The sequence below is a fragment of the Ahrensia sp. 13_GOM-1096m genome (genome assembly GCF_000620605.1).
Lineage (GTDB): Bacteria > Pseudomonadota > Alphaproteobacteria > Rhizobiales > Rhizobiaceae > Ahrensia > Ahrensia kielensis.
In genome coordinates this window covers 167393-184782 of sequence record NZ_JIAX01000011.1, presented here as the reverse complement: position 1 = coordinate 184782, position 17390 = coordinate 167393, and the positions used below count along the sequence as shown (strand labels likewise).

The window sequence follows — 17390 nt, the reverse complement described above, 5'->3', positions numbered from 1 at the left end:
CCTATTCTATATCCAAAGCAGCTTTGCCGCCTTTGCCCAAATGGTTGAGCCGAGCATACATGCCGTTTTTCTTTTTTGACAATGACGCATGTGTACCGGTTTCAACAACCTGCCCATCATTGATAACAATGATTTTATCGGCATTAACGATGGTTGAAAGACGGTGGGCAACAACAATTGTCGTGCGGCCCTTCATAACTTTTTCAAGCGCATCTTGAACCAATCGCTCAGACTCATTGTCGAGCGCTGAAGTTGCTTCATCTAATAGCAAAATCGGCGCATTGCGCACAATTGCACGTGCAATCGATACGCGTTGACGCTGGCCACCAGACAGAGTCACACCGTTCTCACCCACAGGGGTGTCGTAACCAGCAGATTGTTGCAAAATGAATTGGTGAGCGTTGGCCAGTTCAGCCGCCTTGATAATTTCCGCATCCGTCGCATCAGGGCGGCCATAGCGAATATTATCCATAATCGAGCCTTCAAACAGATAGGCTTGCTGTGACACGAAAGCGATTTGCTGACGCAGGGAATTTTTAGTCACGTTATCGATGTTTTGACCATCGATAAGAATGTTTCCGCTCGATGGATCGTAAAACCGCTGTATGAGCGAAATAACTGTTGATTTGCCCGCGCCAGAAGGCCCGACCAATGCTGTGGTTTTGTGACTTTCAGCTTTAAAGCTTAGTGCGTGCAACACAGCCGTGCCATCACCATAGTTAAAATCTACGTTCTCAAATTCAATCTCTCCGCCATCAACAGCCAGCGCCGCCGCGCCCGCTGCATCACGCTGCTTGTCTTCCATATCGAGAATTTCGTAGATCATGCGGGCATTGACGACCGCCTTTTCCAAATTAACTTTCAGGCGTGCAAGGCGTTTTGCAGGGTCATATGCAAATAGCAGTGCTGTGATAAAGGCAAACATTGCACCTGGCGGCTGCGCATCATTGATGGCGCGATAACCGCCATAGGCTATGGCACCTGCCACGGCAAATCCGGCGATTATTTCAGTGATTGGCGTTACACGCTCTGTCACGACAGCGAGCTTGTTATTACGCTCGCGCGCATGTTCGATTGTATCTTGAATTTTCCGGCTAAGCTGTTCTTCCATCGTGAAAGCTTTAATCACGGTAATGCCTTGCATCGCTTCCTGCATCGTACCGATAACACGCGCATTCAACTGGACCGTTTCACGGGTTACAGAACGAATACGCCGCGAAACATAAGCAACGCCAAAGATCAAAAGCGGGCCGATGATGAACGTTATCAATGAGAGCGTCGCGTCCTGCAAAAACATGACAATGACGAGGCCGACCAGCGTTACGAAATCACGCGCAAAAGATGTGATCGTGAGAGATAGAACATCGCGTATGCCATCAATATTGGCTGATATTAACGCCGCCAAACGACCCGAACGATTATCGTTGAAAAAGTCCACGCCCGAAGACATGAGTTTTGCAAAAACGCGTTTCTGATAACTTGCGACCAGATCATTCCCGATACGCTTCATCGTTGTCGCTTGGAAATACATTGCCAGAGCGCGCAAGGTGAAAGCACCCATGATTGCAAGAGAAATGACAGCGATCAGGTCTTTGCGCTGGTTATAAAATATCTGATCGATTACATCGCGCATGATCCATGCAGAAAATGCAGTCGTTGCAGATATCACCAACAGACAAAGAACAACGAATAGATAGGACTTATAATATCGGCGGCCATTTTCGTCATAGATGCGCCGCAGCACATGCATGAGGCCGCCATCTTCAACGGTTTTATCACTTGTCGATATCAACTGGGTCAAACTACTGCCACTCTCGCTATTCTTGAGGCGGGTATAACGGAACCAGCCTCAAAAAAACAGCACCATATTGGCTTACCTAATTGACTTACTTGGCACACCAATGGCGACGGTCTAGCGACACGCCAAAGCGTACCGGCGTGCGTGCATAAGCCGTTAATCCAGCGAGTGGCGCTTGCTCATGGAGTATCGCGAAAGTTGGCATAGCGCTTATCAGTTCAGAATGCGGTGCTTTGTTTTGAAATGCAGCTCTGAAACGCTCTTCATCAAAAATCGACAAGATCTTCTGCGTGATACCGCCCGTTAGATAAACGCCGCCTTTTGCCATAAAAATAAGCGCCAGATCACCTGCAACACGTCCAAGATATTCGCTAAAGAGGGAAATAGTTTCCACGGCAAGTGCATCAGATTTATCTTTTGCAGCAGCGGTTACATCTTCAGGCGTTGTAAATTTTGGTTTTTCCCCAGCGGCCTTAGCAACGGCTTGATAAAGGTTCACCAAGCCTCGCCCACATAAAATCTGCTCGCCCGTTACACGGCCTTCAATGCGTTCCAAATGCGGGAAAATCTCGTTGTCACGATCGGTCTGCGGACCAAGATCAATATGTCCGCCTTCACCTGCAACCGGTATCCAAGTGTTTGCCGCATGGATTAAACCTGCCATGCCGAGGCCAGTGCCTGGGCCTAAAATGACGCAATTGCTGCGCTCAGCCTTTGTGCCACCACCAATTTTTTTCAGATGCTCATCTTCAAGCGCGACGATCGCTAAAGCCTGTGCTTCATAGTCGTTCAACACGATAATATCTTGCAGTCCGAACTGCTCAATCATCTTTTCTGGTTTTACCACCCAATGATTGTTGGTCAGGTCGATTTCATCACCATCTGTCGGCCCTGCGACCGCAAGAACAGCGGCACGCGGTTGCAACGATGTGCGGTCCAACACATGGGTTTGAATCGCCACATCCAAAGACGGATAATCTTTGGTTTTAATTGGCTCGAACGTTTTAGGTTCAGCATAAGAATCAACAACAATAGAAAAACGTGCGTTCGTGCCGCCGATATCTGCAATCAGAATCGGAAAAGGAAGTGCTGTCGGTGAAATATGCGAATTGCTAGGCATTTAATTCTCCATCTGCCTGTTCGGCAAAGTTCGTCAATAAAATTTCGGCGGTTGAACGGTTAAGCGCCATAGGAATATCATAAACAATCGCAAGCCGCATAAGCGCCTTCACATCAACGTCGTGCGGCATGGGCGTTAAGGGGTCGACAAAGAAGATCAATCCATCAACCTTGCCTTCTGCGATCAAGCCACCGATCTGTTGATCGCCGCCAAGCGGTCCACTTTTGAGCGGCATCAAATCAAGGTTTTTATGTTCTGCTAAAATTCGTGAACCAGTTGTTCCAGTTGTAAATAATTGGCAGTTGGAAAAATGCGCAATGTGCCTGCTTACAAACATAACCAGATCATCTTTTTTCTGGTCATGTGCAATCAGTGCTAAAACAGGCTTACGTAACTCTTCTGATTTATCCATCAATCGACTTTTCTTTAAATCGTTTGAAATTGCTATAGAATACTTTTCCATAGCATGGAAGCTTTAGAGCTGCATGACAGTCAATTTAATAAGGACGAGAGCCTGGAATTGGCCAATCGAAACCAATTCCCGCACTTTTTGCCGCTGGTGCAGACGATGGACTTGCTGACGCTAGTGCCGCAGTGGGATCATAACTGGCATCAAATGTTACCAATTGCTCGTTGGCTGGTTGCGGCTCACGCAAAACAGCAGAACAGCTATTTGGAAGATCAGACAGCGTTACGACGCGCTTTTTAACCGGCTTTGCGTCTTTCTTGGGTGGCTTGGGCGTCCAAGGTTCTTTGGTAAACCACCAATCAAGTGAAGCATCACAGCCTGAACCCGCAGGAACCGCATCTTGCTTGCGGCATTCGGTTGAGCCTTGCGGACATTTCATTCGAATATGAAAATGATAATGGTGCCCGTAATAAGGGCGCACTTTTCCCAGCCATGAAGCATTTTGCGGCGAACCGCCATAGGTTTCGCACATCGCCTTTTTAATGCCTGGATGCACAAAAAGACGCTCCACGTCATCAAAACGCGCTGCACGTGCAATCAACTTGCCATGTGCTGGCGTCCAAATGTTTGGGTCCACATAAAGCGTGTCATTTTTCAAGACAGATATGGCGCTCGTATCACGCCGTTCTTGCCGCGTTAGTTTCCGATTCGGCATCTTTGTCAGCCAAATATCGGCATCTAACCCGACCTGATGCGAAGCATGGCCTGTAAGCATAGGCCCGCCGCGTGGCTGTGAAATATCGCCAACCAACAAACCCGGCCAGCCATCCGATACCGCATCACGTGACAATTTTTGAACCAGCGCAATCAAATTTGGGTGCCCCCAGCGCCGGTTGCGCTCCAAACGCATTGCCTGCCACGTTGGACCGTCGGTCGGCATGGCGACAGCGCCGGATATACAGCCTTTGGAATAAAACCCATGCACTTCAGCGGGATTAACCGATGGGAGGGGCGTGCGACCAAATATTTCTTTGGCCGCTGTTTGTGCTTCTGCCATTGGGCTGCTGAGCGTCAACGCCAGACCCGTTAGGCACGCCAATGAAACCATTCGTTTTGTTATGCTATGTATATTTGCAAAACATATTGTCATATTCGAATCCAAATCATCGGCAAATCAGTTGTGACAAGGCTACCTTGAAACCACCTAACGTCAATGACATGAAAGTCACAGTTGCTGCTTGAAGATGAAAACGCATAAGAACGACTTTTTTGCCGACGCACTCTGCCACGATGTGAATGGCGGTTTAGCGAACTTCCTAGCGTTAAAGCACCTTCAATTGATATTGCCGAGGATGCGTTATAAACGAAACTCATTCATGTGTTTATGAAGAGACCGCTTAATCATGCAACTGGTAGCTAAATCCAAAGCTGGTAAAATATTTGCCTTCGCTGTCGCCGGTGGTAGCGGCTTTGTGATCGATATTGGCGTTTTGTTTTTGCTCTTACATCTGACGCCGCTAGGCCCAATTATTGCGCGTATCGTGTCTATCCTTTGCGCGATGATTTCCAACTTCTTCATCAATCGCACATTTACCTTTGGCCAAAGCGAACGCAGTTTGCGTGAAGAATTTATCCGCTATGCTTCCGTTGGTGCTGTTGGCGCATTGCTCAACTATCTCATCTATGTTGCGCTTTTATTTCTAATACCCGATTTTTCGCCATTTTTGGCGACATTTATCGGTGTCATCATTGTCGCCATATTTTCCTATTTTGGATATTCACGCTTCGTATTTAACCGCAAAAATTAAACTGCTTCGCGGTCGCCGCTTTCACCAGATTTGAAAATTGCATCAATAAGCTTCTGATTATTGATCGAATTTTGAAGATCGAAAATCCGTACATCTTCGCCCCTCGATTTACGCACGAAATTATCAACCTGCAGCGCATATTGATTGAGGCCGCCAAAGCGAAACGACTGAACTTCTGAATGATTTTGGTTATGCAAAGTCACTTCATCGAAGCCATAGAGCCCTGCATTAAATGGCGTGTGCACTTCGATAAAACCTTCATCGCCGTGAAACACCATATTTTGGCGAAGCGCCATTTGCGTGGAGACATAAAAAGACATGTCAAAGTTCGAAAAACTAACATCCATCGTTGAATAAATATCGGTGCCAAATTCAGGGTCGCGCTCAACTTTCGCCAGAACAGAACGCGGCTCTTGTCCAGTCACCATGCGGGTTACAATCGTTGGGTACACACCAATGTCAGGCAATGCGCCGCCGCCAAGTTCAGGCTTGTTACGCATATTATTGCTATCACGATTAAAATAGGTAAATGAGCCCTGCACGTGCTTCAAAGTGCCAATTGCGCCTTCAGCGATCAGGGACTGAACTTTCAGCCATTGTGGATGATAATAGACCATAAAGGCCTCGGCGATGAGCACGCCAGTTTCTTGCTGAACGCTGACCAGCTCTTTGATTTTCTCAGCATTGAGTGAGATCGGCTTTTCGCAAAGAACATGTTTTCCCGCCTTCGCCGCTTTAATCGACCATTCAATATGCTGCGACGTTGGCAACGGAATATAAATACCGTCCACTTTGTCACTTGCCAGCATTTCCTCATAGGAACCAAAAGCATGGGGAACGCCAAAGCGCTCTGCTACACTTTGTGCGCGCGCCAAATCACGGCTGGCAATAGCCGCCACATTGCCAAGTTCGGACTGCATGATCGCGGGTATCAATTGTTCTTGCGCGATTTTCGCTGTCGATAAAATTCCCCAATTGAACATGCTATTTCCCTTTAATTTCTATTTACGGCGCCAAGCTGAAATCGTTGCGCTTATCCATTTGCGCGTTTTCGAATTTCAGCCAACGTCCAATCCTTGAGAAGTTTTCCATTTTCCCAAACTGGTTGTAGCAGGTTTTGACTATCGCCAATATCTTTAAGCGGCACCGCAGATGGTACGCCATCGTGTGCAATCACAGCTTGGCGATATCGTTTGGAAGCCTTGCCTGGGTCGGTTTTTGGATCTTTGTTGATGCCATGCCAGTTGCCATCAACATCCAAGCGCGCATTGGCTTTCATTGCAAAACGCAACGTATCGCGGTTCACTTTTTGCAAGAGGCCTGCCCCCATGCCAAAGGCAAGATTTTCAGCTGACCACCCGCGCTCGATCATTGCATCCAGCAATATGCGGATCGTTTTCGGTGATATACCATCGCCTTGAATGACCCTCACGCAGGGAGCCAAAACCTTGAAGCCCTTATCATTGAGCGAATAGCCAAAGATTTCGCCAAGCATTTCAATTGTATCAATGGGAACCCGCGTTGCATCGCCTGAATCAGGGCGCACAACCAATGTACCGCCCATTGTTTCGACCTGTTCTTTAAGTTCCCCGCCCCAAATTTTTCGAACAGCACGGAACAGATCATAGCTATCGGAGACGACTGCAACCAGCTTTCCATCACCGCCGAACTGATCAAGCATGTTTTTATAAGCTTCGGTCTCGCGCTCTTCGCCCCATGACGTCATGGTCGAATGTTCAGCAGCCGGAATTGAAAATCCCGCCATGGGTTCGGAATAATATTTGCGTGCTGCAACCAAGCCGCTGACTGTATCTGTGCCCATAAAAGACACCAGATGCGCAACGCCGCCCAGTCCTGCCTGCTCAAATGATGTTGCGCCACGCGCACCAAAATCGTGCAATCTAAAGGGTAAAATCTCGTCCGGTGTGTCGCAGGTTTTCTCTAGCGCCTCGGCGATCATTTGGCGCACATTCCAAGACAGGGTTGCAACGGTTGTCGGATACCAGACTGCACGCAGCAAAGATGTTTCCAAGAATGTTGGCAGCCAGAAGAAATCAGGATGTGTATTGCGTATTTGTACAAGCGGTGTGCCGACGGGCACAACCATGCCTTCCGGTAAAGCCTCGATCATAATTGGCAAATAACCATCATGCTCTGTGACGATTTTTTCCCAACCTTCGCGGTGAAAAGGCAATCCGTGCGCCGTAATGATTTCATCGGCCTCATCCACGTCATCCATGGAAACACGCTTTGAGAGATATTCTTTGAGATACATTTGTAACCCGAAGAAAATCGTCTGCTCATATTGACCGCCGCGCCGCGCCTCAATGTAAGCTGATATTGCGTCCGTTTCGGGCGGGTATTGCGCAAAATGCGAATATTTATAGCTGTCGGTGTTCAAAATGAGGTTCATAATTTTCTCAAGACCATCTCTTAAGGTGAAAATTTTTGTATCGAAAAGATCAGCGCCAAATGGATGCGAGATTGACGCGCTGTCGTCAATAGCGACGCATCAGACAAAAGACTTCTCGCCACTTAGAAACAAGCGCCCTGCCACAATCTATCACGAAATACTCTTACTATCGCCGCTTGCGCTCCCTTGATGGGCCGCATTTTTGAAGCAAATGCGACGCTTATTTAAATTATCTTAGAAAAGACGAGCGTTATGAAAATCACTACCCGCGCCTTTGCGCGAGCGGTGCTGCTTGCTATCTTCTCCACTCATATGGGCGGACAAGTGCACGCGGCAAACCTCATGATTCAAATTTATCCGGTTGCAACAATAGCCCATCTCATAGCAGGAAACGCACAAGACGCCATAAAGTTGCCTGAAGAGATCGTCACGCGCACAGGCCAAGGTTTAGAGACCATATGCATGGCGAATGCACTTTATCATGAGGCACGCGGCGAGAAGTTAAATGGGCAAAAGGCGGTAGCACAGGTAATCTTGAACCGGGTCAAGAGCGAAGCTTATCCGGATTCAGTGTGCGGTGTGGTTTATGAAAATGCGCATATGAGAAATCGGTGCCAATTTTCTTTTGCATGCGACCGTGTTGATGACACGCCACAAGAAAGTGATGCTTATGAAGCCGCGCTAATTATGGCTCAAGGCGCTGTGAAATATGGTATTTATGCCGAAGGGCTTACACCAAATTTCAGAGATCCTGCACAGACAGAAAAATCACAAATTACGCATTATCATACGACAGCTGTATCACCGTCATGGGGTAAAAAATTACGGCCGATCAAAACAATCGGCCGTCATATATTTTATCGATCAGAGCGCGTGGCTAAATCAATAGCCAGCTAAGCTCTGAGCTTCCCACCTGTTGTTTTTTCAACATTCGCAACGATTTTTGTTTGAAGCGCGTCCAGATCTTCATCCGTTAGCGTTCTGTCGGTCGGTTGAATTGTAACTTCTAGCGCGACGGACTTTTTGCCTTCGCCCAAGGACGCACCTTCAAACAAGTCAAAGACTTTAACGCCAGCAATCAACTGCTTATCGGCACCTTGCGCGGCACGCAAAATCAAGGCTGCAGTTACATCGCTATCGACAACAAAAGCAAAATCGCGCGTTAACATCTGGAAGGATGAAAGCACCATCGCTGGTTTTGTTTTTGTGGCTTTTTTCTTCGGTTCTGGCAGCGCATCAATATAGATTTCGAAACCGCAAATTGGACCTTTAACATCCAGCAAATCCAAAACATTCGGATGGAATTCACCAAAATGACCCAGCACCACTTTCGGGCCGAGTTTAATCACACCAGACCTGCCAGGGTGGTAAAAATCCGGTGCCTCAGCAAAGATTTGCAAATTAGCTGTCGCCAAACCGCAGGCTTCTAGCGCAGCAAAAGCATCAGCTTTTGCGTCAAAGACACCAACCGCTTGGCTGTTTCCAGCCCAGTCGCGTCCTGAACCGGATAGGCCTGCTGTACCTTTGCGAATACCAGATGCGACACGGCGCTGGCCTTTTTCCGTATCATTTTCATAAATGCCGGACACTTCAAAAATTGCCACATCACCGATACCGCGGGCAGCATTGCGGCCAGCTGCAGCAATCAACCCGGGCAGCAAGCTCGGGCGCATATCGCTCATATCTGCCGAGATAGGGTTCGTCAGCTTGAGCATTTCATTGCCACCGCCAAAAGCTTTGGCCTGATCTTCAGAAATGAACGACCAATTGACCGCCTCCAGCATACCGCGTGATGCTAAAGCACGCTTTGCCTGACGGGTGCGTGTTTGCAGTGTTGTTAGAATTTTGCCGCCAACATGGTTCAGTTGTGGCAATGGCTGCGGTTCAATATTGTTAACGCCGTAAACCCGCATAACTTCTTCTACAAGATCAGCTTTACCATCAATGTCTGGACGCCAAGATGGCACAGTCACCGCGGCGCTATCGCCATTCTCCTTCACACCGAAGCCAAGGCTTTCCAAAATTTCCACTGAACGCCCAGCGTCTACCGGAATTCCAATCAGGCGTTCAACTTCGGAAAATGGGAAAGTGATCTCCTTAGCCGTATAATCTTTGTAACCAGTGATTTGAGTTTTGCTCGGTGTCCCGCCACAAAATTCGGTCACAAGCTTCGTTGCCAGCTCAACACCATCAACCATGAACTCAGGATCAACACCGCGCTCAAAGCGGTAGCGGGCATCGGTAATGATACCAAGCGCGCGGCCCGTCTTTGCAATATTGATTTCATTCCACAGCGCAGATTCAATCAGAACATCGACCGTGTTTTCATCACAGCCAGATTCTTCGCCGCCCATAATGCCCGCAATTGATTCTGGGCCTTTGTCATCTGCGATAATCAAATTATCAGGGCTCAACGCATATTCTTTGCCATCAAGACCGAGGATTTTTTCTCCATCATTCGCAAGGCGCACCACAAGATCGCCGGTGACTTTTGCGGCATCAAACACATGCAGCGGGCGACCACGATCAAATGTAATGTAGTTCGTAATATCAACCAATGCATTGATCGGGCGCAAACCTATCGCGATGAGGCGTTGCTGCAACCATTTTGGCGATGGGCCATTTTTAACGCCCTTCACCAAGCGCAATGCAAAGCCAGAACAAAGCTCTGGTTCATCAATTTTTAGCGTGACGGGACAGTCGCCTTCGCCATTAATGTGTTCAACAGAGCCATCTTTCAACTTGCCCATGCCGGAAGCTGCAAGATCACGTGCAATACCATATACGCCCGTACAATCAGGGCGATTAGGCGTCAGGCCAATATCAATCACTGGATCATCCAGCTTCGCATAGCTCGCAAAGCTCGTACCAATTGGTGCATCACTTGGAAGATCAATGATGCCGTCATGGCTATCGGACATTTCAAGTTCGCGCTCCGAACACATCATGCCAAAGCTATCGACACCGCGAATATTGCCGACAGATAGTGTTGTATCAATACCCGGAACATAGGTGCCAGGGCCGGCAAAGGCACCGATCATTCCGGCACGCGCATTGGGCGCACCGCAAACAACCTGCAAAGGTTTTCCATCACCAATATCAACAGAAAGAACCCGCAGCTTATCAGCATCAGGATGCTTTTCCGCTGTCAGAACTTTCGCGATTGTGAATGGCGCAAACTGTGACTTGTCATCAACCTCCTCAACTTCGAGGCCGAGCGATGTCAAACGTTCAACAATTTCCTCAAGTGTCGCATCGGTATCCAAATGGTCTTTGAGCCAAGAGAGTGTGAATTTCATGATCTCAGGTCTTTCGCTTTGTTCTGTTCGTTTTGGCTTTCGCCGCAGGTTTCTTCTGTGGTGCAACTTCTGGTTTGGCTTTGGCGCGTTTTTCAAGCTGATCAAAAATGACAAACCCGATCTGCGTTGCATCTTCTTCCGGCTTTGCCTCAGCCGTGCTTCTCTTCGTAATCGTCAACGCCAATTGGCTAGCGTGAATAACCAAGGCAACCGGCTGCTTGGATGAGAGCAACAAGCCCTCAACCCGCATGACATCACCTTCGCCAGCAAAAAGACCCATGACCAGCATAGGACCAGCAGCGCTTATGGTGACAATTTCAAGCTGCTCTTTTTCTTTATCGATCGCTGACTGCAGTTCAAATATTTGCTTCGCAACCGATTGGGCTGCCTGTTCGGCCTCATTATCACAAGCCGTCTTCTGCCATTCATCGGGTGAAGGCGCCTTGCGCTTGCCGGCTTTTAACTCGGCAACCATATGCGCAAAATTACCCGTCAATAAAGCAGCATCGGAATAGTCAGGCATTAGCTCAATCCAGCGAATAATGTCGGCATGTCGAGCGGACGGAAGCCATAATGTTCCATCCAACGCACATCAGCGTCAAAGAAAGCCCGTAAATCCGGCATGCCATATTTCAGCATAGCAATACGGTCTATGCCGATGCCCCAAGCAAAACCCTGATAGATATCTGGATCAAGGCCGCCAGCGCGCAGCACATTCGGGTTGACCATGCCGCAGCCTAAAATTTCCATCCAGTCATCGCCTTCGCCAAAGCGCACCTCGCCCGGCTTTGAGCGATCGCACTGGATATCCACCTCAAGGCTTGGTTCTGTGAACGGGAAGTAAGAAGGGCGGAAACGCATATTGAGCGATGGCACTTCAAAGAAGGTTTTGCAGAACTCTTCCAATGTCCACTTCAAATTTGCTAAGTTAGCCGACTTATCAACGACCAATCCTTCGAGCTGATGGAACATCGGCGTGTGGGTTGGATCGCTATCCTGACGGTATGTTTTACCCGGAATGATGATACGAATCGGTGGTTCTTGCGTTTCCATCGTGTGGATTTGAACCGGCGATGTGTGCGTGCGCAGAACTTTACGCTCGCCCTTATCGTCAGGCGGGAAGAAGAAAGTGTCGTGCATTTCACGTGCCGGATGACCTTCTGGGAAGTTCAATGCCGTGAAGTTATAATAGTCTGTTTCAATGTCTGGACCTTCAGCAACGGAAAAACCCATATCAGCGAAAATCGCCGTGATTTCATCGGTTACCTGCGTAATCGGATGGATGCGTCCTGCTTGCGCCGGAGAAGGGCGCACGGGCAAAGTGACATCGACCTTTTCAGTCGCAAGACGCGCATTGATCGCTTCTGTTTTCAGAACAGATTTTCGCGCATTAATTGCATCAGTAATGCGGACTTTTAATCCGTTGAGCGCTGGGCCCATAATTTGACGCTCATCAGCACTCATTTTGCCAAGAGACTTCATCAAATCAGAGACGGAGCCTTTTTTGCCAATCGCACTCACGCGTACCGCTTCAATCGCGTCTTCGTCAGCAGCGCCCGTAATATCAGCAATTAAGCTCGCTTCGAGCTTTTCAATGTCTTGCATGGTGTCAGTCATGTTATTTCCCAGCGAATTCGGCAGTTAGGTCTATCTTGAGGCAAAAAACAAAAACCCGCGTCTGGTCCAGCCAGCGCGGGTTCTCAATTCCAATTTATTGAGAGCGCGTCGGCTTAGCGAACAGCGCTTTCAAAAGCGTTTGGTGTTGTGTCTTTCAAATAGCTCAGTTTAGCTTTTGATTGCTCAACGAGTTTCGCAAATGCTTCTGGCTCATGGATCGCCATGTCAGACATCACTTTACGGTCAAGCTCGATGCCAGCTTTTGCCAAGCCATCGATGAAGCGGCCATATGTTAGACCATGTTCGCGCGCAGCAGCGTTAATACGCTGGATCCAGAGCGAACGGAAATTACGTTTGCGAACTTTACGGTCGCGGTAAGCGTACTGATCGGCCTTCTCAACAGCCTGCTTAGCAATACGGATCGTATTTTTGCGGCTGCCCATAAAGCCTTTAGCGGCTTTGATTACTTTTTTGTGTTTTGCGTGGGCTGTAACGCCGCGTTTTACACGTGCCATTATTTTATTCCTTCAAAATGAACTGCTTTGAAACCTTCAAAGCCAAAGCGGTTAAAGGCCGTAAGGGGCCATTTTCTTGATGATCTTTGTATCCGGCTCGGAGATAACAGCCATGCCGCGTGCATTGCGGATGAACTTGTTCGAACGACGGATCATCATGTGACGCTTACCAGCCTGGCCGCATTTGATTTTGCCAGATGCTGTCATTTTGAAACGCTTCTTTACTGAAGCTTTCGTCTTCATCTTGGGCATTTTGCTCTCCATTATATGTTGCTCACAGATGCTTTTAATAAAAAAAGCCTTCGACGATGAAATCGAAATGTGAGATTTTAGCGTTCGTGAACAGACACGGCATGCCCTGCCGGACTGTTCGGGACGGGGCTAGATAGACTCAAAGCGCGGTATTTGCAACCTCTTAGAGTGCGGATTTGCGTGATTCTTCATTTTTAGCAAATGCAACGCACCTCCATAACTGCGAACATAGTGTTCACTGGAACTTTCAAACCAATTCCACATTTAAGCAAGCATAGAAAGGACGCTCAATGAAACAGCAAATTTCACTATTCACGCCTGCTCAAATGGGGGCGATTACCGTACCCAACCGTGTCTTTATGGCGCCGCTTACGCGCAACCGCGCCAATTCAGACGGCACACCGTGGGAAAAATCCGCTCTTTACTATGCGCAGCGCGCAAGCGCGGGTTTAATTATCACCGAAGCAACGCAAATTGATCCGCTAGGTAAGGGTTATATTAAAACCCCTGGCATTCATGAGCCAGAACATATTGAGGGCTGGAAGACCATTACGCGTGCGGTTCACGCAGCGGGCGGGCGGATATTCCTCCAGCTTTGGCATGTCGGGCGTATTCGCCATTCATCCATCGAGCCTAAAGGCGAAGCGCCTGTCGCGCCGAGCGCCAAAAAGGCTGATGCTCAAACATTTACCGAGAAAGGCTTTGAACCGACATCGGAACCACGCGCCTTGAGCAAGGATGAAATTGCCGCTCTTGTGAAAGAATACGCTGCAAGTGCTCGCGCTGCGATCGATGCCGGATTTGATGGTGTGGAACTGCACAGTGCCAACGGCTATTTGCTCAATCAGTTTTTACATAGCGGATCGAATGATCGCGATGATGAGTTTGGTGGCTCTATCGAAAACCGTATGCGTTTTCCGCTTCAGGCACTGGATGCAATCATTGCTGAAATCGGCGCAGACCGCGTTGGCGTGCGCACATCGCCGCTTGGTGAGGCAAATGACGTGCCGGAGGAGAATCCAAAAGCACTCTATGAAGCCTATCACGGTGAGCTTGATAAGCGTAAAATCGCTTATTTACACAGTATAGAAGGCTTTCCGGGCAATGATGAGTCCAATGAAAAAGCCGAGCTGATTAAAAGTGTACGCAAAGCATGGACAGGTTTTTACATCGCCAATGGCGGCTATGATAAAGCAACAGCCAGCAAAGCCATTGAAGAAGGGCATGCAGATGCTGTCGCATTTGGCCGTGATTTTATCTCCAATCCGGATTTACCGATACGCTTGGCTAATGATGCCGAACTAACCAAAGCCAATCAGGAAACATTCTACGGCGGTGATGAAAAGGGCTATACTGACTACCCCTTTGCGACTCTTGGTCGATGAAAAACAAAACCCCGCCACAGTGTGACGGGGTTTTAATTTTTAGTGCCTAGCGTTGCGAATTAACGCGGTGCAAGCACCATCATCATTTGGCGACCTTCGAGCTTAGGTTCAGCTTCAACCTTGGAAATGTCTGCCACTTCTTCCTTGACGCGCTTTAAAAGCTCCATGCCAAGCTGTTGGTGGGCCATTTCACGTCCACGGAAGCGCAATGTTACCTTAACCTTATCGCCAGCTTCAAAGAAGCGGTGAACAGATTTCATTTTCACTTCATAATCATGCGTGTCGATGTTCGGACGCATTTTTACTTCTTTAACTTCAACGGTTTTTTGCTTTTTACGTGCAGCATTGGCTTTCTTTTGCTGCTCATATTTCAACTTGCCAAGATCAAGAATTTTGGCAACCGGAGGTTTTGCATTTGGTGAGATAAGAACGAGGTCTAAGCCTGCTTCTGATGCCATATTTCGCGCGGTCTCTGTAGGCGTAATGCCTACATTTTCACCTTCAACATCAATAAGCTGCACATCTGGTGCTTGAATATCTTCGTTCGCGGTTGGGCCTTGTTTCTGGGAGGGCTGAGCTCTGAATGGACGGCGAATGGTCGTAGTCTCCTTGGACAAATTTGTCGGAATGTTTAAACGTCTCTAACTGCATAAATACGCTAGTCAAGAGAAGGTTGCATAACACAGCTCAATACAAAAATCACCTTCAAATGATGTATTGGTCTTGTTACAGCTTCATTTCGTTACTTAATCATTTATACGCACATTAAAAGGTGCCTGCCGATATGAAGACTATCCTCGTTGATAACACTGAAATTGCGACAAATCACATCGCCGGCCAACGCTCGCCCGGCCTTATGTGGCTTGGCGGCTATCGCTCGGATATGGAAGGCACCAAGGCGGTAGAATTGGAAGCCTATGCAAAAGAGCACGGGCTTTCTTGCACGCGGCACGATTATTCCGGACATGGCAAATCTGGCGGCTCGTTTGTTGAAGGCACGATTTCAAAATGGCTTCAACAATCGCTTAGCGTCTTTGAGCAACTGACTTCCGGCCCACAAATCCTTGTCGGATCATCCATGGGCGCGTGGATTGCACTGCGCATGATAGAAGAACTGGCAAAAACAGACCAATCTAGCCGTGTTGCTGGTCTTTTGCTCCTTGCGCCAGCACCTGATTTTACTTTGGAATTGATGGAGCCTCAACTAACCGGTGCACAAAAAAGCGATTTGAATACAAAAGGTTATTACGAAGAACCAACGCCTTATGGCCCTGATCCGAATATCTTTACCAAAGAACTTTTTGATGACGGCCGCGCAAACCGTGTGATGGGCCGTTCCATTGATACACATTGCCCTGTTCATATCATTCAAGGCAAACAAGACCCTGATGTGCCTTGGCAACATGCTCAGCGGCTGTATGAACTTATGTCAAAAGACGACGCTTCCATCACATATGTTCCAGACGGTGATCACAGGCTTTCACGCACAGAAGATATCGCGCTGATGAAACGTGTGCTCGACGACATGATTTTACAGATAGGTATGTAAGTGCAACTCAGATTCTCATCTTTCTCCGCAGCCGTTGTTGCCTCTATTATCGGGTTCGGCGGCACTGTTGCGCTTGTGCTTGCGGCCGCCACTGCTTTAGATGCAACCCCTTCGCAGACAGCGAGCTGGGTAACAGCGATTAGTTTGGCGATTGCGCTGGAATCATTATTTTTAAGCTGGCGTTATAAAATGCCTATTGTCACCGCTTGGTCAGCAGCTGGTCTTGCACTTGTGGGCGCAACGACCGGATTTGATATTTATCAAGGTGTAGGTGCCTTTATCATAACAGGTGTTATGCTGCTTATAACCGGTCTTTTTAGGCCGATTTCCAAACTCGTTGAGAGCATTCCATCGGGGCTTTCAGCGGGAATGTTAGCCGGAGTCATGCTACCCTTTGTGCTGCAAGGTGCCCGCGCGGCCAATTTAAGTGCAGAGCTCGTGCTGCCGCTTGCTATATTGTTTTTTATAATCCGCACGTGGAACCCATCACTTGCTGTTGTTGCTGTTTTGGCTGCAGGCATTGGATGGTCTTTTTATTCAGGCCAAACAACGGGCTCATTCGATATAGAGCTTTCAACTGTTGAATTGATCATGCCTTCATTCACAATTCCTGCGTTTTTTGGTTTGGCTTTGCCGCTTTATTTGGTCACGATGGCATCGCAAAACTTACCCGGCTTAGCTGTGCTTCGAGCCAGTGGATATAACCCGCCGGTTGGCGAGCCGATTGCATTAACAGGATTGGTATCAATTCTCAGCGCACCTTTTGGTGCCAGCACAACAAACCTTTCTGCCATTACAGCAGCCATTTGCACCGGCGAGGAAAGCCATCCTGATCCGGCAAAGCGCTGGCAGGTGGGTATCTGGTATTTTGCCTGCTACTTTCTGATTGCTTTATTCGGTGCATCGCTGGTTGCTCTCATCGCTATTATGCCAGTCGCACTTATCATGCTGGCAACGGGTCTTGCCTTATTAGCACCGCTCACCAACGCTCTTATGATTGCGATGAGCCAGGACAATGAGCGCATTGCGGCCATGACAACCTTTGCCGTTACCGCATCGGGTATTTCATTTGTTGGTGTGGGCGCTGCCTTTTGGGGACTTGTTGCCGGTTTGTTTGCTTATTTTATGCTCCGTTTAAGACGTTGAAATCATTTAATTCTGCGTTTTGAATTACGATTTTTCATCAAAGTTTCTTGAATTATGGAACTCAAATTCCCATTTAAAA

General features: G+C 48.1%; 17 protein-coding genes. 5 read left to right on the top strand and 12 right to left on the bottom strand.

Translation table 11 applies throughout. The annotated features are described in order from the left end of the window. Position 1 precedes the first annotated feature (1 nt). From N530_RS0108695 to mepA, 4 genes are all read right to left on the bottom strand, one after another. Positions 2-1750 (bottom strand): ABC transporter ATP-binding protein, encoded by a 1749-nt coding sequence (locus N530_RS0108695; RefSeq protein WP_211097883.1) that lies wholly within the window; start codon positions 1748-1750, stop codon positions 2-4. 136 nt (positions 1751-1886) lie between these two features. Beyond that, entirely contained in the window at positions 1887-2918 is a 1032-nt protein-coding gene (locus N530_RS0108690) for a glucokinase (protein WP_026480381.1), read from the bottom strand. Next, the gene (locus tag N530_RS0108685) at positions 2911-3330 is read right to left on the bottom strand and encodes a methylglyoxal synthase (RefSeq protein WP_026480380.1); all 420 of its coding nucleotides are present in this window, start codon (positions 3328-3330) and stop codon (positions 2911-2913) included. The genes N530_RS0108690 and N530_RS0108685 overlap by 8 nt, the downstream gene beginning before the upstream one ends. Positions 3331-3415: 85 nt before the next feature. Further along, on the bottom strand, positions 3416-4435 hold the full coding sequence (gene mepA / locus N530_RS0108680) for a penicillin-insensitive murein endopeptidase (protein ID WP_035266734.1): 1020 nt from the start codon (positions 4433-4435) through the stop codon (positions 3416-3418). A 295-nt stretch (positions 4436-4730) separates the two neighbouring features. Between mepA and N530_RS0108675 the strand changes: the two genes are divergently transcribed. Further along, complete coding sequence (locus N530_RS0108675) at positions 4731-5135, top strand: GtrA family protein (RefSeq protein ID WP_026480378.1); 405 nt, start codon at positions 4731-4733, stop codon at positions 5133-5135. Here N530_RS0108675 and N530_RS0108670 read toward each other — a convergent pair. Continuing rightward, entirely contained in the window at positions 5132-6118 is a 987-nt protein-coding gene (locus N530_RS0108670) for a Gfo/Idh/MocA family protein (RefSeq protein ID WP_026480377.1), read from the bottom strand. The genes N530_RS0108675 and N530_RS0108670 overlap by 4 nt on opposite strands. A gap of 50 nt (positions 6119-6168) precedes the next feature. Continuing rightward, positions 6169-7548: a nicotinate phosphoribosyltransferase gene (locus tag N530_RS17725; RefSeq protein WP_035266732.1), complete on the bottom strand. Its 1380-nt coding sequence runs from the start codon at positions 7546-7548 to the stop codon at positions 6169-6171. A 252-nt stretch (positions 7549-7800) separates the two neighbouring features. On the opposite strand from N530_RS17725, the gene N530_RS17720 reads away from it, so the two are divergent. After that, positions 7801-8445 (top strand): cell wall hydrolase, encoded by a 645-nt coding sequence (locus tag N530_RS17720; protein ID WP_051540850.1) that lies wholly within the window; start codon positions 7801-7803, stop codon positions 8443-8445. On the opposite strand, the gene pheT is transcribed toward N530_RS17720, so the two are convergent. The 5 genes from pheT to rpmI form a co-directional block, all read right to left on the bottom strand. Further along, positions 8442-10847 (bottom strand): phenylalanine--tRNA ligase subunit beta, encoded by a 2406-nt coding sequence (gene pheT / locus N530_RS0108655; RefSeq protein ID WP_026480376.1) that lies wholly within the window; start codon positions 10845-10847, stop codon positions 8442-8444. The two genes, N530_RS17720 and pheT, sit on opposite strands and share 4 nt — an antisense overlap. Before the next feature lie 4 nt (positions 10848-10851). Beyond that, positions 10852-11370 (bottom strand): hypothetical protein, encoded by a 519-nt coding sequence (locus tag N530_RS0108650; RefSeq protein WP_026480375.1) that lies wholly within the window; start codon positions 11368-11370, stop codon positions 10852-10854. Next, entirely contained in the window at positions 11370-12452 is a 1083-nt protein-coding gene (gene pheS / locus N530_RS0108645) for a phenylalanine--tRNA ligase subunit alpha (RefSeq protein WP_035266788.1), read from the bottom strand. Before pheS ends, N530_RS0108650 begins: the two co-directional genes overlap by 1 nt. A gap of 125 nt (positions 12453-12577) precedes the next feature. Continuing rightward, complete coding sequence (gene rplT / locus N530_RS0108640) at positions 12578-12979, bottom strand: 50S ribosomal protein L20 (protein ID WP_026480374.1); 402 nt, start codon at positions 12977-12979, stop codon at positions 12578-12580. A gap of 51 nt (positions 12980-13030) precedes the next feature. Continuing rightward, entirely contained in the window at positions 13031-13231 is a 201-nt protein-coding gene (rpmI, locus tag N530_RS0108635; protein WP_026317464.1) for a 50S ribosomal protein L35, read from the bottom strand. Positions 13232-13521: 290 nt separating this feature from the next. Between rpmI and N530_RS0108630 the strand changes: the two genes are divergently transcribed. Next, positions 13522-14616 carry an alkene reductase gene (locus N530_RS0108630; protein ID WP_026480373.1) on the top strand — a complete coding sequence of 365 codons (1095 nt, stop codon included), beginning with the start codon at positions 13522-13524 and terminating at the stop codon, positions 14614-14616. A gap of 59 nt (positions 14617-14675) precedes the next feature. Here the strand turns inward: N530_RS0108630 and infC are convergent, their stop codons facing one another. Next, positions 14676-15212 (bottom strand): translation initiation factor IF-3, encoded by a 537-nt coding sequence (gene infC, locus N530_RS0108625; protein WP_035266785.1) that lies wholly within the window; start codon positions 15210-15212, stop codon positions 14676-14678. Between the two features lie 188 nt (positions 15213-15400). Between infC and N530_RS0108620 the strand changes: the two genes are divergently transcribed. Further along, the gene (locus N530_RS0108620; RefSeq protein ID WP_026480372.1) at positions 15401-16165 is read left to right on the top strand and encodes a carboxylesterase; all 765 of its coding nucleotides are present in this window, start codon (positions 15401-15403) and stop codon (positions 16163-16165) included. Beyond that, positions 16166-17311 (top strand): benzoate/H(+) symporter BenE family transporter, encoded by a 1146-nt coding sequence (locus N530_RS0108615; protein ID WP_026480371.1) that lies wholly within the window; start codon positions 16166-16168, stop codon positions 17309-17311. The last annotated feature ends 79 nt before the right edge of the window (positions 17312-17390 follow it).

Excerpts from the sequence above, each read along its gene's own strand:
- N530_RS0108695 (WP_211097883.1), bottom strand. The coding sequence starts at position 1,750 with ATGCATGTGCTGCGGCGCATCTATGACGAAAATGGCCGCCGATATTAT.
- N530_RS0108690 (WP_026480381.1), bottom strand. The coding sequence starts at position 2,918 with ATGCCTAGCAATTCGCATATTTCACCGACAGCACTTCCTTTTCCGATT.
- N530_RS0108685 (WP_026480380.1), bottom strand. The coding sequence starts at position 3,330 with ATGGATAAATCAGAAGAGTTACGTAAGCCTGTTTTAGCACTGATTGCA.
- mepA (WP_035266734.1), bottom strand. The coding sequence starts at position 4,435 with ATGGTTTCATTGGCGTGCCTAACGGGTCTGGCGTTGACGCTCAGCAGC.
- N530_RS0108675 (WP_026480378.1), top strand. The coding sequence starts at position 4,731 with ATGCAACTGGTAGCTAAATCCAAAGCTGGTAAAATATTTGCCTTCGCT.
- N530_RS0108670 (WP_026480377.1), bottom strand. The coding sequence starts at position 6,118 with ATGTTCAATTGGGGAATTTTATCGACAGCGAAAATCGCGCAAGAACAA.
- N530_RS17725 (WP_035266732.1), bottom strand. The coding sequence starts at position 7,548 with ATGAACCTCATTTTGAACACCGACAGCTATAAATATTCGCATTTTGCG.
- N530_RS17720 (WP_051540850.1), top strand. The coding sequence starts at position 7,801 with ATGAAAATCACTACCCGCGCCTTTGCGCGAGCGGTGCTGCTTGCTATC.
- pheT (WP_026480376.1), bottom strand. The coding sequence starts at position 10,847 with ATGAAATTCACACTCTCTTGGCTCAAAGACCATTTGGATACCGATGCG.
- N530_RS0108650 (WP_026480375.1), bottom strand. The coding sequence starts at position 11,370 with ATGCCTGACTATTCCGATGCTGCTTTATTGACGGGTAATTTTGCGCAT.
- pheS (WP_035266788.1), bottom strand. The coding sequence starts at position 12,452 with ATGCAAGACATTGAAAAGCTCGAAGCGAGCTTAATTGCTGATATTACG.
- rplT (WP_026480374.1), bottom strand. The coding sequence starts at position 12,979 with ATGGCACGTGTAAAACGCGGCGTTACAGCCCACGCAAAACACAAAAAA.
- rpmI (WP_026317464.1), bottom strand. The coding sequence starts at position 13,231 with ATGCCCAAGATGAAGACGAAAGCTTCAGTAAAGAAGCGTTTCAAAATG.
- N530_RS0108630 (WP_026480373.1), top strand. The coding sequence starts at position 13,522 with ATGAAACAGCAAATTTCACTATTCACGCCTGCTCAAATGGGGGCGATT.
- N530_RS0108620 (WP_026480372.1), top strand. The coding sequence starts at position 15,401 with ATGAAGACTATCCTCGTTGATAACACTGAAATTGCGACAAATCACATC.